We start from the raw sequence: 16946 nt of genomic DNA, 5'->3' as shown, positions 1-16946 counted from the left end.
TAGATACTTCAAAAAAAAAACATGGAGTATCTAATAGTGAATAGATAAAGGATCTAGTTTTTAAATTAAATTGAGTATTATGATTTTTAATTATATCAATTTTAAAATCAATTTTAAAACCAAAATTCACTTTGTTTTTTTGTAAGAGGTGATTAAAGAGAAAGATTCGTTTTTACTTACTTTTAAAATAGCATTTGTAGTAATTTCAATCTCAAAACAAAAATCTCAAATAATCAGTTGTTTTTGATTTTTACAGGGAAATTCAGCGTTTAATTCAGCTTTTAGAAAAACCAAGTCGCCACAAAAATAGCCGTAATCACACAAATCAAATCGACTATAAGCATCGTTCCTAATGCATAACGCGTATTTTTAATATTTACGGAACCAAAATAAACGGCTATCACATAGAAAGTACTTTCGGCACTACATTGAAAAATACTACTCAATCTTGCCGTTAAGGAATCAGCACCAAAAGTATTCATTGAGTCAATCAAAAATCCTCTTGATCCTGCAGAACTAAAGGGACGAAGCAACGCAACTGGTAAGGCATCCGTGATTTGCTTGCTAACACCCATATTTGAGAAAATAAAAGCGATCCAATTGCTAATAATTTCAAATAAACCACTGTTTCTAAATAAAGAAATGGCAACCAACATTCCCAATACATAAGGAAAAATAGTTACTCCAGTTTTCACACCATTGTTTGCTCCTACTACAAAAGAATCAAAAACTGTAGTACTTGCGACCGTAAACTTCTTCTCATTTATAAAGGAGAAAATCAGGGTAAAAGCAATAATTCCAATTAATATTAAAGCAGAAAGATTAGCCGTAAAATAGTTTTTCCCGATTAAATCTAAATGGTTTACATACATCAACAAACCAACAATTGCAGCTATTAAAACCATCAATACAATCACTAGAGAAGCACTTTTGAAATTGATTTTTTGCTTCACTCCAACAATTAGAAATGCTGCAATAGTTCCTATAAAAGAAGTGATAATACAAGGTAACATCACATCCGCCGGATTGCTGGCATTAGCCGCAGCACGATACCCTATAATAGAGGTTGCAATCAAAGTAAGACCCGAAGCATGCAAACACATAAACATAATTTGTGCATCACTGGCCTTGTCTTTATCAGGATTTATTTCTTGCAAGCTCTCCATGGCTTTAAGACCAAAAGGAGTTGCAGCAGAATCTAATCCTAAGAAATTAGCAGCAAAATTTAAGGTCATATAGGAAATGGAAGGATGATTTTTAGGAATACTAGGAAACACTTTTACAAAAACTGGACTCAATGCTTTCGCTAACTTTCCAGAAGCTCCGGAAATGATTAAAAGCTCCATTAATCCACAGAAAAAGGCCAAGTAAGCCATCAACGGAAGGACTAAATCAAGCAAAGTACTTTTGCACGTTGGCAGTAAACCATCTGATTTTTGAACGCCACTGTATATTTTTACGGTTTTGTTTTTATAAACATAAGTCGTATCCGCATTTAGCGTATCACGATTAATTATCATGGTTTGTTCGGGTGCTTTTTTGATGCTGTCTTTAATAAAGGCAGGAAGTTCTTCGGCAAATTTCTCCGAAACCAGAATTGGATCATCTTTCTTTCCGTTCAAAACGTGGTCAATAGTATAACTGTCTCCCGAAAACAAACTAAACACTACAAATACAATTGCTGAAATAAAAATGACTAACCAAAATCTACTCAATACCATAATCTATAATTTTTGTAAATGTAAAAATTTAAAAAGTTTAACCGCAAATTCGCTAATAAAAATAAACCAGGAATAAACATTTCGATTCGCAAAATATCCAATTTGCGAATTGGCGGTAAATTATCACACATGAATTATTTCGTCCTCAATCAATAATTCTTCCCGTCTTAATCTCAAGAAAATCTGCGCCACGGCGATCGTGTCTTTCTCACAATAGGTTACAATACGATCAATATCTTTGTCTACATAAAATACATGTCCTACCTGGCTACCGTCGATATCGCCTTTTGGAGAAGGGATTCCAAGGACTTTACACATCAATTTCAAAGAAGTAAAATGCTTGTAATCGCCAAATTTCCACAATTCCAAGGTATCCAAATGGGGAATTTCCCATGGTTTTTTTCCAAATAAATTCAGTTTGTTTGGAATAGCAATTTGGTTGATAATCATGCGTCGGGCGAGGAACGGAATATCAAATTCCTTAGCATTGTGCCCACACAAAACATGTTGCGGCTGGTTGAAATGAGTATTCAGCAAAGTATTAAAATCTAACAATAGTTTCTTTTCTTCACCAAAAAAAGAAGTCACCCTAAAATTCCGAATATCGCCTTTGATGGTAAAATAACCCACCGAAATACAAACGATTTTCCCAAACTCGGCCCAAATTCCCGCACGATCGTAGAAATCCTCGGGAGTATATTCGTCTTTGCGCTGGTATTGGGTTTTATGTTCCCAAAGATCTTGCATTTCAGAATCTAATGCATTGAAATCTTCGGCTTCCGGAACGGTTTCGATGTCCAGAAACAGAATGTTATTGAGGTTTATTTTTTCTATCATTTGATGACACGCAGCTTACGTGGATTTTTACAGATTTTCTTAAACGAATATACCAAATTTATTCATCAACAACTAAAACAAACTTTGTTGCGTCGTTGGGTTTTCATGTTCCAATAACCATTTTTTTCGCCATAATCCGCCTGCATATCCTGTTAGTGAACCATCTGTTCCAATGACTCTGTGACAGGGCACGACAATCCAAAGCGGATTTTTCCCGTTAGCAGATGCAACGGCTCTAATGGCTTTGACATCACCCAAAATTTTGGATTGTTCGAGATATGTTCTCGTTTTCCCATAAGGAATGTCCAATAAAGATTTCCAGACTTTTTGTTGGAATTCAGTCCCTTTTGGATTTAATTTAAAATCGAAATCGGTTCTCTTGCCTTCAAAATATTCGTTGAGTTGTACAACGGCTTGTTGTAAAACAGCCTGAATTGTATTTGAACACAACCCTTCTTCGGTGACTGAAATTCGTGATATTCCACTTTCATCGCCTATGATTTTGGCAATTCCCAATGGCGTTTTGATGTATGCGGTTTCCATATTTTAAAGATAAAAAAAATACCCACATTGTTCCTAAAGAAGTAATAAAGTTCAGAAATAAATGCACTTAAAGTGTTTTGAGCATAAAAAAACCATTCGCAGAGACGAATGGTTCTTGTATTTTAGCCCCGATAGCAGCGGCATCTCGCGATTTAGAAAAACAAGGCTTTTTATCCGTAGTTTTTATTTATCGGGAATACAGCGGATAGCGGGAGTAGCTCCTGAAAAACACCAGGATTATTTCAAATTGGAATATACGTATGCTTCCAAGGCTTTCAATTCGTCATCCGACATGGCTTTGGTAACCACGAAGTTTGTTTTCATCACTTCATACTGGCTAGGATCAACAATAGGCTCGCCTTCGCCTTTCAAAAACGTTACGATACTTGCGTTTTTATCTTTATAAATCTTAGCAATATCCTGCAGACTAGGCCCTATTACCTTTTTATCTACTTGATGACAGGCGACACAATTACCTTTTCCATTGAAAATTTCTTCTCCTAATTCCTCTGGAGTTTGAGCAATTTCTTCGGAAGTGGTTGGGTATAAAGGTTCTTTTTTGGCTTCTTCTTTTTTACAAGAAGTTAAGGCTAAAACGGCTAATAAAAATAATGTCTTTCTCATGTTAATTTCTTTAATTATAGGTGGCTCAGTGGCTAGAATTACCATCCAATATACTTGGGTGGCTGAATTTGATTCAGATTCAAATACACTAAAATTTGTGCTCTGTGATGGGTGACATGGTCTTGCATCAAATTAAGTATTTGCAATTTTGATTTTTGACCCGCAAAAAAAGTAACTTTTTGGGATAATTCAGCATCATTGGTTTTTTGGACAACTCTTTTTGCTGCATCAAAAGAGGTTTTTATCTCTTGGATTATTTGTGCTTTTGAAAGCCCTTTTGCGGCTTCTTTTTTCACATATTTCTCTTCCGAAAAATAAGTTGTGCCCAACCAATTCATGTTATCTTGTATGTGAAATAATTGTTCTTTAAAGGACATTTCACGTTCAGCGGGTTTATAATCATATTTATCTTCCGGCATAGCTTCTGCAACGGCCACTAAATAATCTTTGGAATTATCCCATTTCTCTATGAAAGTAGAAACTACTTCCGCTTGTGCAAAAATGCTATTGGAAAGCAATAAAACCACTATTATTAAACATTTTTTCATTTCTATTTGTTAAGGAGTATTGCAGCCTCTTTCGCAAAATAGGTCGAAATCAAACTGGCTCCCGCTCGTTTGATACACATTAATTGCTCCATCATAATTTTATCGTGATCGAGCCAACCTCTTTCGGCAGCGGCTTTGATCATTGCATATTCACCCGAAACGTGGTAGACTGTTACCGGCACATTTACCGCATTTTTAACTTCGCGAACAATGTCTAAATAGGCAATTCCAGGTTTTACCATGACCATATCAGCGCCTTCTTCAACGTCCCATAACGCTTCTTTGATAGCTTCTATGCGATTGGCATAATCCATTTGGTATGTTTTTTTATCTTTTGGAATTTCAGTGGCGTCAACAGGAGCGCTGTCTAACGCGTCACGGAACGGCCCGTAAAAAGCAGATGCGTATTTTGCCGAATAACTCATGATGCCTACGTTATGAAAACCGGCAGTATCCAGACCCTCGCGCAAACGCAATACACGTCCGTCCATCATGTCCGATGGCGCTACAAAATCGGCTCCGGCCTGCGCATGAGAAACAGCCATTTTTACCAAGGCTGCGTTCGTTGCATCATTTGCTACATCTCCATTTGCAATGATTCCGTCATGTCCATAAATAGAATAAGGATCCAAAGCCACATCAGGCATTACAATCATTTCCGGACAAGCAGCTTTGATGGCACGTATGGCGTTTTGCATCAATCCGTTTGGATTCCACGCTTCCAGTCCCGTATTGTCTTTTAAATTTTCACTTACTTTTACATAAATATTTACCGCACGAATGCCCAATGCAAATATTTCTTTGACTTCTTCTACAGTTAAATCTATCGAACGACGGAATATACCCGGCATGGAAGAAATTTCTACTTGTACATTTTCGCCTTCAGCTATAAACATAGGAAACATAAAATCCGATGGACTTAAACTCGTTTCACGAACTAAACTCCTTATGGATTCGTTTGTTCTTAATCTTCTGCCTCTGTGTAATGGGAACATATATTTTCGTTTAAAGTTAAACTTTAATTTATTTTTTTAACCATTAAGAAATTAAGGTTCATTAAGGTTTTAAACTTAATTTTCCTTAATCTCTTTATGGTTTAACTATTTAAATCCAATTTTTCGGATTTTCTAATACGTTGACTAATTTCTCTTCTTCGCTTCCTGCTGCTGCATGATGGTCGTACACCCATTGTACATTTGGTGGCAAACTCATCAGAATACTTTCGATTCTTCCGTTGGTTTTTAGACCAAATAAAGTGCCTTTGTCATGAACCAAATTAAACTCGACATAACGACCGCGGCGTATTTCCTGCCACGTTCTTTGTTCTGGCGTATAGGGTAAATCTTTTCTTTTTTCTACAATTGGAACATAGGCTTCGAGGAAACTATTCCCCACTTCTGAAACGTAATTGAACCAATCTTGCATACTCCGCTCTGGAGTTTCTTTGCAATAATCGAAAAACAATCCGCCAATTCCCCGCGCTTCATTGCGATGCGCATTCCAGAAATAGGCATCGCATTGTTTCTTATATTTTGGATAAAACTCCGGATTGTGTTTGTCGCAAGCAGTTTTACAGGTTTGATGAAAATGAATTGCATCTTCTTCAAACAGATAATAGGGTGTTAAATCTTGTCCGCCACCAAACCATTGCTGAATTACATTTCCGTTATCATCGTACATTTCGAAATAGCGCCAGTTGGCATGAACCGTAGGAACCATTGGATTTTTTGGATGCATTACCAAACTTAATCCACAGGCAAAAAAATCAGCTTCGCCCACATTAAACATTTTTTGCATGGCTTCGGGTAACTTCCCGTGAACGGCTGAGATATTCACGCCACCTTTTTCGAAAACTTTTCCGTTTTCGATCACGCGGGTTCTTCCTCCTCCTCCTTCCGGCCGTTCCCAAAGGTCTTCACGGAATTTGGCTTGACCTTCAACCGCTTCCAATCCTTTACAGATTTGGTCTTGAAGGTTTTGTATGTAGGTGTAAAATTGTTGTTTCATTTTAAGTTAAAAGTGTTTAAATTATTTTTTAGTTTTTTTAAACCACTAAATAATAATGCTTTAAAAAAAGTGACTAAAAAGCGACTAAAAGTATCTAAATTAATTCCCAATAATACCCAGGTGTACACTTTATCTTCCAAAAAACCTTGTAGTAAAGACTGCAAACTGAACACTAATTACTGTATACTATTTCCCGTACTCCTTCACCGCATCAATAAACGCTTTTGCGTGATCCACAGGAATATTTGGTAAAATTCCGTGACCTAAATTCACGATGTATTTGTCTTTTCCGAATTCGTCAATCATTTCATGTACCATTTTCTTGATAACCGGAATTGGAGATAACAATCTGGAAGGATCAAAATTTCCTTGTAATGTGATGTTTCCGCCAGACAAGTATCTTGCATTTCTTGGAGAACACGTCCAATCTACACCAAGTGCCGAAGCCCTACTTTTTCCCATTTCATTCAATGCAAACCAACATCCTTTTCCGAAAACGATAACCGGTGCATCATCGGCCAAAGCTTCAATGATTTGATTGATATATTTCCAAGAGAATTCCTGATAATCAACTGGCGATAACATTCCGCCCCAAGAGTCAAAAATTTGAACAGCATCCACTCCTGATTTCACTTTTTCTTTCAAATATAAGATCGTGGTATCAGTGATTTTTTGCAATAAAACATGAGCAGCTTCTGGATGTTTGAAACAAAATCCTTTGGCCATATCAAAGCTTTTAGAACCTTTCCCTTCCACCGCGTAACACATAATTGTCCAAGGTGAACCTGCAAAACCAATTAATGGCACCTCATCATTCAACATTTCTTTGGTCAATTTAATAGCATCAAAAACGTACCCTAATGTTTCATGTACATCTGGAACAATTACTTTCTCCACATCTTGAATCGTACGAATTGGATTTGGTAAAAACGGCCCGAAATTTTCTTTCATCAACACTTCAATTCCCATGGCTTGTGGAATTACCAAGATATCTGAAAACAAAATGGCAGCATCCGGAGCAATTCTGTGAATCGGCATCATCGTTATTTCGGCTGCTAATTCCGGAGTCTGACAACGGGTAAAAAAATCATATTTATCACGCAATGCGATAAATTCCGGCAAAAACCGTCCGGCTTGACGCATCATCCAAACTGGCGGACGTTGTACTGTTTCTCCTTTTAGTGCTCTTAAAAATAGGTCGTTTTTGATCATGTATTTAAATTTTAGCGGATTGCTAGATGCTTTCCGGTGTATAATATTCAATAACTTCCAAAATCACGGCTTCGATAGTTGGTGTTTCGGGAATTACTATGTTTTTAATTTTCTTTGTTTCTAATGCTGCTGCTGTAGTAGTGCCTACGCAAAAACAAACTTCATTCTTGATTTTATTATTTGTCAAATAACTTTCAACGGCAGATGGGCTAAAAAACAGAATTCCGTCAAAATTTTCTTGGTCTGATATTTTAAAAGGCGCTAGTGTTGTTTGATACACTTCGATTTCATTAAAAATTATTCCGGCACTTTTTAATGCTTCAGGCAACGTTTCTTTACGCAAATTTCCGCTCAAAAAAGTATAGCTTTCTTTATTGTAAATTAAAGTGATTATTTCGGCTAATTCAGAGGCATAATCCAAATACACATCAACTGTAAAGCCATGCAATTCCAGTAATTCTTTGGTTTTAATACCTACACAAAAAACAGGTTTAGTCTTTAAAACTTCCCAACCGTTTTGTTCTATCAAACTTAAAACAGCATTTTGGCTGCTAAAAATTAAGTTGTTGTTGATGGTACTGAGTTCGAAAAGGTTGTTTTTTATTTCGATGAAATCTTGTTCCAAAAGATCAAAATTAGCATCAATAAATACTTGCCTTTGTTCTGCCGATAATGTTTTGGTGGATAAAATGCTTGTTTGGCTCATTATTTCTTCAAATTAATTTTAATTGCTGTCATCAATTCTGCTCCGCCATTTTCTAAAATTTCTTTGGCACAATAAAAGCCTAATTTCTTCCATTCCTGCATCGGAACGATTTTTTCTATTTCGATTTTTTGTTTCCCATCAATTGAAAACAAAACGCCTTTGAATACTATTTCCTCTTCTGTAAATACTGCCAAAGCGCCAATTGGTGCCGTACAACCGCCTTCGAGTGTTTTCAGAAACTGTCTTTCAATGTGTGTACATACCTCGGCATCAATATCATTTAACTCAGAAACGGCCTCTCTGCAAAATTCATCTTTTGCCATCGCAACAATCACCATTGCGCCTTGAGCTGGCGCCGGAATCATCCAATCCAAGTCGATATAATTAGAAGGTTTCAAGTTGATTCTTTCCAAACCTGCTGCCGCAAAAACGGCTCCGTTCCAACCGCTTTCCTGCAATTTCTGCATTCTCGTATTGACGTTTCCACGTAAATCAACTACTTTATGGTTGGGGTATTTATTGAGCCATTGTGCCTGACGACGCAAACTGCCTGTGGCAATTGTTCCTGCTCCATTACGAAAATCAAGGGTTCCTTTGTACACTAGGATATCTAACGTATTGGCTCTTTCCAAAACTGCTGCTTGTACAATTCCTATTGGCAAAGCCGTAGGAACATCTTTCATGGAATGCACTGCAATATCAACCTGACCGTTGATCATGGCAATATCAAGTGTTTTAGTAAAAATGCCTGTGATTCCTAATTCGTAAAGTGGTTTGTCAAGGATAATATCTCCTTGCGATTTTACCGCTATAATTTCGGTTTTATAGCCTAAATCATTTAGTTTTTTTTCGACGGTATGGGCTTGCCAGAGTGCGAGTTCACTGTCTCGGGTTCCTATGCGTATTGTTTTGTTTGCCATTTTTATTTTTTCAAACCAAGAGGAATTAAAGGTTTATTTTAATGAAATTTAATTCCTTAATGGTGTAAATTTTATTTTGTAGTCGCTCCTATTTTGAAAACTTTCTCAATCCAATCGATGCTTTCATCCACCATCGTATCATCATCTTTCAAATGGTTGGCAAAATGTGTAGTTATTTTTTGGATAATTCTGTTGCTGATAATCTCTGCTTGTTCTTCGTTGAAATTTGAAATTTTCTTGCTTTGAAAATCCAATTCGGATGTTTTTATCGCATTCAATTTTGCTTTCAAAGCATTGATAGTAGGGGCAAATTTTCTGCCTTTGGTCCACGTAGTAAATTCTTCTTTGATTTCTTCAATGATGGCTTCAGCAGCGGGAATGTGTTTTTTTCTATTTTCTAAAGTTTCATCTGTTAATTGTGACAAATAATCCATGTGAATCAGCGTAACACCTTCTAATTCCTCGACATTTTCATTTACATTTTTAGGAATTGATAGATCCAAAATCAATATTGGTTTTTTCAAATTCAGAATCGCTTTGTCAATAGTAGGATTCTGTGCGCCGGTAGCTACCACAACAACATCTGCTTTTTGTAGTTCCAAATGCAGTTCCGAATAATCTTTCACAATTAGATTCAGTTTTCCGGCTAGTTTCTCTGCTTTTTCTTTGGTTCTATTGATAAGTGTAATGTGTTCGTTTTTAGTATGTTTTACTAAATTTTCACACGTATTTCTACCAATTTTTCCAGTACCAAACAATAGAATATTTTTGTTCCCAATGTCTTGCACATTGTTAATAATATAACGAACCGCAGCAAAAGAAACCGAAGTAGCTCCAGAACTAATTTCGGTATCGGTTTTTATTTTTTTACTGGCTTGAATCACCGCATTCACCAATCGTTCCATAAAAGCATTGGCTAAGCCCAATGATTTTGATTGTGAAAATGAGTTTCTTATTTGGGCAATAATTTCAAAATCACCCAGAATCTGACTGTCTAAACCCGTTCCCACACGAAACATGTGGCTGACGGCTTCTTGATTTTTATAGACAAAACCCACTTTTTGAAAAGCTTCAACTGAGCCTTGACTGTTCTCGCAGATTAATTTGATCAATTGAAACGGATGTTCCGCATAACCGTAAATCTCTGTACGGTTGCAGGTAGAAGTAACTATTAAACTCTCTATTCCTTCATTCTTAGCTTGTTCCAAAACCCGCGTTTTTGCTGCGGCATCTAAACTAAACTTTCCTCTAATCTCAGCATCTGCTTTTTTATAGCTTAATCCTACGGAGTAAAAATAATGATGCTTTGATGTGTTATTGTTTTCCATATTTGCACTTTTCCTAAAAGTGAGGCAAAATTATCACTATAGTATTTATAAAAGTAACGCTAGAAGTTCTTTTTGTATCGCTCAGTGATTTTTTAATTCCAAATGGTCAGAATACTGCAAAAAAGGCTACTTTTGTAATGAATTCAAGTTGTTTGAATTGCTTTATTTAAAGTGGTTCTAAATAAAATAACTTGATGAATATCATTTTCATTTAAAAAAAATATCGCTATGGGTTCTCAGGAAATTATAAAAATTGAGGATGATTTCACACTCATTCGCTTTCAGAATGACAGCAACGATTCTTTTAATGCGCAACGGGAAGTGGGCAGCGGTTTGATTCAGTTTCATTTTGGAATCAAAGGAAAAGCGAAATTCATTTTCAACCAAGGCAATTATGCTTTGGAACTGAAAGAGGAAAAATCATTGTTGCTGTACAACCCACAAAAAGAACTGCCTTTAAATCTGGAGTTAGCACCTAATTCTTGGGTAATCTCTGTGATTATTTCTATCAAAAAATTCCATGCTTTATTTTCGACCGAAGCCGATTATATTACTTTTTTAAGCGCAGATAATAAGGACAAAAAATATTATAACGAAGGTAATATCAGTCCCTCGATGGCGATTGTTTTATCGCAATTGTTTCATTATAACTTGCATCCCTCCATAAAAAACTTGTATTACAAAGGCAAAGGATACGAATTATTGAGTTTGTATTTCAATAGAACTGAAGATCCAAACGCAGAACAATGTCCGTTTCTAATTGATGAGGACAATGTCATGAAAATTAAAAAAGCCAAAGAAATCATCATAGCCAATATGGCTGAACCACCCGGATTACAGGAATTGGCGGATGAAATAGGGCTGAATCTAAAGAAACTAAAAATGGGTTTCAAACAAATTTATGGCGATACCGTTTATGGTTTTCTGTTTGACTACAAAATGGATTTTGCTCGAAAATTACTCGATAGCGGCTCCTATAATGTAAACGAAGTAGGATTGAAAATTGGCTACAGCACCGGAAGCCATTTCATAGCGGCATTTAAGAAAAAATTTGCCACTACGCCTAAAAAATACTTGATGTCGATCAATCCAAATATGTCATAAACAATTGATTTCATATATTAAACAATAAATAAAAAATAGTTAATCGCAATTTATAAAAAAGTAAGTTTATTTACTTTTGTACCAACAAAAAAAGATAACATGAAAGGTGTATTATTAGTTAATTTAGGTTCTCCGGAAAGTCCCACTCCAAAGGATGTAAAATCGTATTTAGATGAATTTTTAATGGACAAATACGTAATTGACGTTCCGTTTTTGTTACGAGCATTATTAGTTCGTGGTATAATTTTGCAAACAAGACCTAAAAAATCTGCTGCCGCTTACGCAAAAATATGGTGGGACGAAGGGTCTCCACTTGTGGTTATTTCCAAAAGAATGCACGAAAAAGTACAAAAATTAGTTGATGTACCCGTTTCCCTAGCAATGCGTTACGGAAATCCATCCTTATTGTCCGGCTTACAAGAGTTACATGATAAAGGCGTGACCGAGGTGTTGTTTTTTCCTTTGTACCCGCAACATGCAATGGCATCTACCACCACAATAATAGAACTGGCCGAAGAGTACCGTAAAAAGTATTTTCCGGGTATGAAATTCACGATAGTTCCTGCGTTTTACAACAAACCAGATTATCTCAAAAACTTGGCTGATTCCATTAAAGGTCATCTAGAAGGTTTTGACTATGATCATTTATTATTCTCCTACCATGGAATTCCGGAGCGTCATATTCGCAAAACGGATATCACAAAATCACATTGTAAAATTGACGGTTCATGCTGCAACACCCCGTCGCCGGCACATGAGTTTTGTTACCGCCATCAATGTTATGAAACGACCAAACAAGTTGTAAAATTGCTGGGAATTCCAGAAGGAAAATACAGCCAGACTTTTCAATCGCGCTTAGCCGGAGACAAATGGTTGACACCATATACAGACGTTGAAGTAAACAAAATGTCCGAGAAAGGAATCAAAAACCTGGCTGTTGTAACGCCTGCTTTTGTATCGGATTGCTTGGAAACTTTGGAAGAAATTGCCATGGAAGCCAATCATGAATTTAAGGCTCACGGAGGAGAAAATTTTAAAGCAATTCCTTGTTTAAATGATGGTGACGACTGGTGTAAAACCGTAAGTAATTGGATTTCAAGCTGGTCCAATGCTTCATCATCACTTAAACTTGACTCCGAAAAAATTAACGCTTAAATGACTGTTACCGCCGATGAACTAGGAACACAAGACATTAAAAAACTCTTGATAAAACAGGCAGTTCCGTCTTCTATTGGGATTTTATTCATGTCGGTTAATATCTTGATTGATACCATATTTGTTGGACAATGGATTGGTTCTTTGGCCATTGCTGCGGTAACCGTAGTTCTGCCCATCACCTTTTTGATTTCTTCTCTGGGAATGGCGATTGGTGTGGGCGGAGGATCTGTACTTTCCAGAGCATTGGGAGCCAGTCACAAGGAAAAAGCACTTCAAACATTTGGCAACCAAATCATGATGACTTTTTTATTGGCCTCTGTTTTTGTGGTATTTGGTCTTTTTTTTAGTGACGAAATGCTAATGCTTTTTGGCGCGAAAGGAGCCATAATGGAACCCGCAAAAGAATTTTTTATCCCCATAATTATAAGCGTTCCGTTTTTGGCACTTTGCATGATGGGAAACAACGTGATTCGCGCCGAAGGCAAGGCCAAGTTTGCGATGGTCTCCATGATTATTCCTGCATTTGTCAATATTGCATTGGATATTATTTTTATCAAATACTTAGATTTAGGTATGTTTGGCGCTGCTTTGGCTACTGCCATATCCTATTTTACCTGTTTCTTGTTTGTACTTTGGTTTTTTGTTTTCAAAAGTGAACTTCAACTGAAAATGAAGCATTTTAAATTTAAAATGCCCATTGTCAAAGAAATCACTGAGTTGAGTTTTGTGACTTTTTCAAGACAAGGAGTTGTGAGCATTTTAGCCATCATCCTGAATCATACTTTATATACGTATGGCGGCGAACATTCTGTTGCTATTTATGGAATTATCAGTCGAATGCTGATGTTTTCCTTGTTTCCTATCCTGGGAATTACGCAAGGATTTCTGCCAATTGCCGGTTTCAATTACGGTGCAGGAAATTATGAAAGAGTGAAAGAAAGTGTGCAACTATCCATAAAATATGCCGCATTTCTCGCCTCGCTTATTTTTGTGGTTATTCTAATCTTTGCAAAGCCTATCGTTGCTATTTTTACTACAGATCCACTTGTAATCGACCAAACTCCGGAAGCGTTGCGCTGGGTATTTGCAGCTTCGCCAATTATTGCTGTTCAGCTCATTGGTGCGGCTTATTTTCAAGCTGCAGGAAAGGCAAAAAAAGCACTGCTTTTGACGTTAAGTAAACAAGGATTTTTCCTGATTCCGTTAGTGCTCATTCTACCAAATTTTTTAGGTATTTTTGGAGTGTGGTTTGCATTCCCAATTGCAGATATCTTATCAACAATACTAACTGGCTATTTTCTAAAAAAAGAAATGAATACAAAACTGATTCAAACTAACGATGGAATACTATAATTACCTTAAATCTCTGCACCTCATCTTTGTAATTACATGGTTTGCAGGATTGTTTTATATTGTACGCTTGTTCGTGTACCAAATTGAAGCGGCAGATAAACCCTCGCCAGAGAAAGAAATTCTGCAAAAACAATACAAAATAATGACCTATCGCTTGTGGTATATTATCACTTGGCCTTCGGCTGTTTTAGCGAGTATATTTGCCTTTTCATTACTTTATCTGAATCCAAGTTTAATTCAGTTAGATTATATGCAAGTAAAATTTGGCTTTGTTTTTGCACTTTATTTATACCATGGAAAATGCCAACAAATTTACAATCATTTGCAAAATGATGAAATAAAATACAGTTCAAACTTTATGCGGTTGTGGAATGAAGGTGCGACCATAATTTTATTTGCAGTCGTTTTTTTAATCATTGTCAAAGATGCAGTGAACTGGATTTATGGTGTAATTGGAATCTTTTTGTTTTCCATTTTAATTATGTTGGGTTTTAAATTTTACAAACGGATTCGACAAAGAAATCAATCTTAATTATGTTCAAAAGCTTCAAAATAGCAATGCTCTCGTTACGAATCAGAATCTTCCTTTCGATGATTGTGTTGATATTAATAGCGTCTGTTTTATTAGCTTCTATATCCATCATTCAATTTAAAAACGAAGCCAAAGAGTACCACCAAGAACGCTTAGAACGCAATGAGAATTCTGTAAAAGAGCACATCAATTATGTACTCTCTACCACTACATATCCTTTAAATTCTGCCAATTTAAGTTTGATTTTTAAAGATAAAATCCATGAATTAGCCCACATTCATAATGCGGAAATAAACATCTATGGTCTGGACGGAAAATTACTAAAGTCTTCTAAAGAGTCTTTTTCTGTGGATATAGTGGCGCCTCCTATTCCAAAATACATTTTAAAACTAGTTCGTTCTTCTATCGAAAAAAGATACGTTGATATTAAAACTATAGATGGCAAAAAGAACCGTTCCGCTTTCAGCCAAATCAAAGATCATAAATTCAAACCACTGGGGATATTGAACTTACCTTATGTAGAAGATGATGGATATTATGAAAACGAATTAAAAAGTTTCCTAATTCGTCTGGGACAGGTGTATGCTTTTATGCTTATTATTGCTTTTGCTGTCGCTTATTTCCTTTCCTCTTACATTACAAAATCATTAAAAACAATATCAGATAAGTTAAGTGGAACGAGTTTAAATCAAAAAAATGAAAAAATTGTTCTGGAAGCAAACAGTAAGGAAATCAACTTATTGATCAATGCCTACAACGGAATGGTGGACAAACTGGAGAAAAGCGCCATTAAACTGGCCCAAAGCGAACGAGAAGAAGCGTGGCGCGAAATGGCCAAACAGGTCGCCCATGAAATCAAAAATCCGCTTACGCCAATGCGATTAACAGTACAGAGTTTTCAACGAAAATTTGATCCAAACGATGCCAATGTAAAACAAAAAATGAACGATTACTCCGAAACTTTAATTCAACAAATTGACACCATGAGTGCCGTTGCCTCTGCGTTTTCAAATTTTGCATCAATGCCGGCACAGCAAAACGAAACCTTGAATGTTGTTGCCGTAGTAGAACTTGCGATGGACATTTTCAATGAAGACTACATTGAATTTCAAAGCGATTCTCCTGAAATTATTTCGAAAATTGACCGTACCCAACTGATCCGGATTATCACGAACCTGGCTAAAAATGCTATTCAGTCTATTCCGGAACAACAAGAAAAAAAATCAGTAGTTCTCCGTATCCATAAAGCAGCAAACAACGTATTAATTACTGTTACCGATAATGGAATTGGGATTCAACTCAAAGATATTGACCGTATATTCGAACCAAAATTTACCACTAAAAGTAGCGGAATGGGTCTTGGTCTTGGAATTATAAAAAACATTATCGAAAATTATAAAGGAACGATTACCTTTGAAACTGAATATGGAAAAGGAACTACTTTTACGGTTTCGCTTCCAATAATTAACACCTAAAAATACAATTATGAACTACGAAAATCTTTTAATTGCAACCGAAAATAACATTGCAACGATTACCATTAATCGTGCTACAAAACTAAATGCGTTGAATGTTGCCACGATTTCTGATTTGAATAAAGCTTTCAAAACATTAGGGAAAAATGATGAAATTCATGTTATTATTTTAACGGGAAGCGGTGAAAAAGCTTTTGTGGCGGGAGCGGATATCTCTGAATTTGCTGCTTTTTCAGTTGAAGAAGGAACGCAATTGGCCGCTGAAGGACAAGAAAAATTATTTGATTTCATAGAAAATTTAAAAAAACCCGTAATCGCAGCCGTTAATGGTTTTGCATTGGGCGGCGGATTAGAATTAGCCATGGCGTGTCATTTCAGAGTAGCTTCAGAAAATGCAAAAATGGGATTACCTGAAGTTTCGCTGGGTGTAATTCCGGGTTACGGAGGAACGCAACGTTTGCCACAATTGATAGGAAAAGGACGCGCAATGGAAATGATTATGACCGCAGGAATGGTAACAGCGCAAGATGCTTACAGAACGGGACTGGTGAATCACGTAGTCCCTGAAGCTGAACTTTTAGATTACTGTGTGAGTGTAGCCCATAAAATAATAAAAAATTCTCCGTATGCTATTGGCAAAGCCATAAAAGCCGTCAATGCTAATTTTAAAGAAGGAAAAAATGGCTATGAAACCGAAATAAAAGCTTTTGGAAAATGTTTTGGAACCGAAGATTTTAAAGAAGGAACAGCTGCATTTTTAGAGAAAAGAAAAGCAGTGTTTACGGGGAAATAATAACAAAAGAGAACCACGTTGGTTCTCTTTTTAGTTTATAAATGATGTTCCTTTAAAATAATCTTTGCTCAAAAAACAGATTATC

17 protein-coding genes are annotated in these 16946 nt (G+C 36.3%); 6 read left to right on the top strand and 11 right to left on the bottom strand.

The window, feature by feature from the left end:
- Positions 1–281: 281 nt before the first annotated feature.
- The 11 genes from EKL98_RS01825 to hemA form a co-directional block, all read right to left on the bottom strand.
- Positions 282–1721: a nucleoside recognition domain-containing protein gene (locus EKL98_RS01825; RefSeq protein WP_126457715.1), complete on the bottom strand. Its 1440-nt coding sequence runs from the start codon at positions 1719–1721 to the stop codon at positions 282–284.
- A gap of 123 nt (positions 1722–1844) precedes the next feature.
- Positions 1845–2558: a 3'-5' exonuclease gene (locus EKL98_RS01820; protein ID WP_126457716.1), complete on the bottom strand. Its 714-nt coding sequence runs from the start codon at positions 2556–2558 to the stop codon at positions 1845–1847.
- Positions 2559–2630: 72 nt separating this feature from the next.
- Positions 2631–3101 (bottom strand): methylated-DNA--[protein]-cysteine S-methyltransferase, encoded by a 471-nt coding sequence (locus EKL98_RS01815; RefSeq protein ID WP_126457717.1) that lies wholly within the window; start codon positions 3099–3101, stop codon positions 2631–2633.
- Positions 3102–3338: 237 nt separating this feature from the next.
- The gene (locus EKL98_RS01810) at positions 3339–3725 is read right to left on the bottom strand and encodes a c-type cytochrome (protein ID WP_126561388.1); all 387 of its coding nucleotides are present in this window, start codon (positions 3723–3725) and stop codon (positions 3339–3341) included.
- A 38-nt stretch (positions 3726–3763) separates the two neighbouring features.
- Complete coding sequence (locus tag EKL98_RS01805) at positions 3764–4273, bottom strand: DinB family protein (protein ID WP_126457719.1); 510 nt, start codon at positions 4271–4273, stop codon at positions 3764–3766.
- Between the two features lie 2 nt (positions 4274–4275).
- A complete protein-coding gene (hemB, locus tag EKL98_RS01800) occupies positions 4276–5268 on the bottom strand; it encodes a porphobilinogen synthase (RefSeq protein ID WP_126457720.1) in 993 nt (330 codons plus the stop codon).
- A 109-nt stretch (positions 5269–5377) separates the two neighbouring features.
- On the bottom strand, positions 5378–6280 hold the full coding sequence (hemF, locus tag EKL98_RS01795) for an oxygen-dependent coproporphyrinogen oxidase (RefSeq protein WP_126561387.1): 903 nt from the start codon (positions 6278–6280) through the stop codon (positions 5378–5380).
- A gap of 186 nt (positions 6281–6466) precedes the next feature.
- On the bottom strand, positions 6467–7492 hold the full coding sequence (hemE, locus tag EKL98_RS01790; protein WP_126561386.1) for a uroporphyrinogen decarboxylase: 1026 nt from the start codon (positions 7490–7492) through the stop codon (positions 6467–6469).
- A 22-nt stretch (positions 7493–7514) separates the two neighbouring features.
- Positions 7515–8198, bottom strand: coding sequence for a uroporphyrinogen-III synthase (locus tag EKL98_RS01785; protein ID WP_126457723.1), 684 nt, complete (start codon positions 8196–8198; stop codon positions 7515–7517).
- Positions 8198–9118, bottom strand: coding sequence for a hydroxymethylbilane synthase (hemC, locus tag EKL98_RS01780; RefSeq protein ID WP_126561385.1), 921 nt, complete (start codon positions 9116–9118; stop codon positions 8198–8200). Before hemC ends, EKL98_RS01785 begins: the two co-directional genes overlap by 1 nt.
- A gap of 71 nt (positions 9119–9189) precedes the next feature.
- Entirely contained in the window at positions 9190–10446 is a 1257-nt protein-coding gene (gene hemA / locus EKL98_RS01775) for a glutamyl-tRNA reductase (RefSeq protein WP_126452248.1), read from the bottom strand.
- A 228-nt stretch (positions 10447–10674) separates the two neighbouring features.
- On the opposite strand from hemA, the gene EKL98_RS01770 reads away from it, so the two are divergent.
- From EKL98_RS01770 to EKL98_RS01745, 6 genes are all read left to right on the top strand, one after another.
- The gene (locus EKL98_RS01770) at positions 10675–11550 is read left to right on the top strand and encodes a helix-turn-helix domain-containing protein (RefSeq protein WP_126457725.1); all 876 of its coding nucleotides are present in this window, start codon (positions 10675–10677) and stop codon (positions 11548–11550) included.
- A gap of 99 nt (positions 11551–11649) precedes the next feature.
- On the top strand, positions 11650–12705 hold the full coding sequence (gene hemH / locus EKL98_RS01765) for a ferrochelatase (RefSeq protein ID WP_126561384.1): 1056 nt from the start codon (positions 11650–11652) through the stop codon (positions 12703–12705).
- Positions 12706–14061 (top strand): MATE family efflux transporter, encoded by a 1356-nt coding sequence (locus tag EKL98_RS01760; protein WP_126561383.1) that lies wholly within the window; start codon positions 12706–12708, stop codon positions 14059–14061.
- Complete coding sequence (locus tag EKL98_RS01755; protein ID WP_126561382.1) at positions 14048–14593, top strand: CopD family protein; 546 nt, start codon at positions 14048–14050, stop codon at positions 14591–14593. Before EKL98_RS01760 ends, EKL98_RS01755 begins: the two co-directional genes overlap by 14 nt.
- A gap of 2 nt (positions 14594–14595) precedes the next feature.
- Complete coding sequence (locus tag EKL98_RS01750; RefSeq protein WP_370274107.1) at positions 14596–16068, top strand: PAS domain-containing sensor histidine kinase; 1473 nt, start codon at positions 14596–14598, stop codon at positions 16066–16068.
- Positions 16069–16078: 10 nt separating this feature from the next.
- Positions 16079–16861: an enoyl-CoA hydratase/isomerase family protein gene (locus EKL98_RS01745; RefSeq protein ID WP_126561381.1), complete on the top strand. Its 783-nt coding sequence runs from the start codon at positions 16079–16081 to the stop codon at positions 16859–16861.
- Positions 16862–16946: the final 85 nt, after the last annotated feature.

Source organism: Flavobacterium bomense (genome assembly GCF_003970355.1).
This window is presented reverse-complemented; position numbering and strand designations above follow the sequence as displayed.

Coding starts and splice junctions, on each gene's coding strand:
- EKL98_RS01825 (WP_126457715.1), bottom strand. CDS start 1,721: ATGGTATTGAGTAGATTTTGGTTAGTCATTTTTATTTCAGCAATTGTA.
- EKL98_RS01820 (WP_126457716.1), bottom strand. CDS start 2,558: ATGATAGAAAAAATAAACCTCAATAACATTCTGTTTCTGGACATCGAA.
- EKL98_RS01815 (WP_126457717.1), bottom strand. CDS start 3,101: ATGGAAACCGCATACATCAAAACGCCATTGGGAATTGCCAAAATCATA.
- EKL98_RS01810 (WP_126561388.1), bottom strand. CDS start 3,725: ATGAGAAAGACATTATTTTTATTAGCCGTTTTAGCCTTAACTTCTTGT.
- EKL98_RS01805 (WP_126457719.1), bottom strand. CDS start 4,273: ATGAAAAAATGTTTAATAATAGTGGTTTTATTGCTTTCCAATAGCATT.
- hemB (WP_126457720.1), bottom strand. CDS start 5,268: ATGTTCCCATTACACAGAGGCAGAAGATTAAGAACAAACGAATCCATA.
- hemF (WP_126561387.1), bottom strand. CDS start 6,280: ATGAAACAACAATTTTACACCTACATACAAAACCTTCAAGACCAAATC.
- hemE (WP_126561386.1), bottom strand. CDS start 7,492: ATGATCAAAAACGACCTATTTTTAAGAGCACTAAAAGGAGAAACAGTA.
- EKL98_RS01785 (WP_126457723.1), bottom strand. CDS start 8,198: ATGAGCCAAACAAGCATTTTATCCACCAAAACATTATCGGCAGAACAA.
- hemC (WP_126561385.1), bottom strand. CDS start 9,118: ATGGCAAACAAAACAATACGCATAGGAACCCGAGACAGTGAACTCGCA.
- hemA (WP_126452248.1), bottom strand. CDS start 10,446: ATGGAAAACAATAACACATCAAAGCATCATTATTTTTACTCCGTAGGA.
- EKL98_RS01770 (WP_126457725.1), top strand. CDS start 10,675: ATGGGTTCTCAGGAAATTATAAAAATTGAGGATGATTTCACACTCATT.
- hemH (WP_126561384.1), top strand. CDS start 11,650: ATGAAAGGTGTATTATTAGTTAATTTAGGTTCTCCGGAAAGTCCCACT.
- EKL98_RS01760 (WP_126561383.1), top strand. CDS start 12,706: ATGACTGTTACCGCCGATGAACTAGGAACACAAGACATTAAAAAACTC.
- EKL98_RS01755 (WP_126561382.1), top strand. CDS start 14,048: ATGGAATACTATAATTACCTTAAATCTCTGCACCTCATCTTTGTAATT.
- EKL98_RS01750 (WP_370274107.1), top strand. CDS start 14,596: ATGTTCAAAAGCTTCAAAATAGCAATGCTCTCGTTACGAATCAGAATC.
- EKL98_RS01745 (WP_126561381.1), top strand. CDS start 16,079: ATGAACTACGAAAATCTTTTAATTGCAACCGAAAATAACATTGCAACG.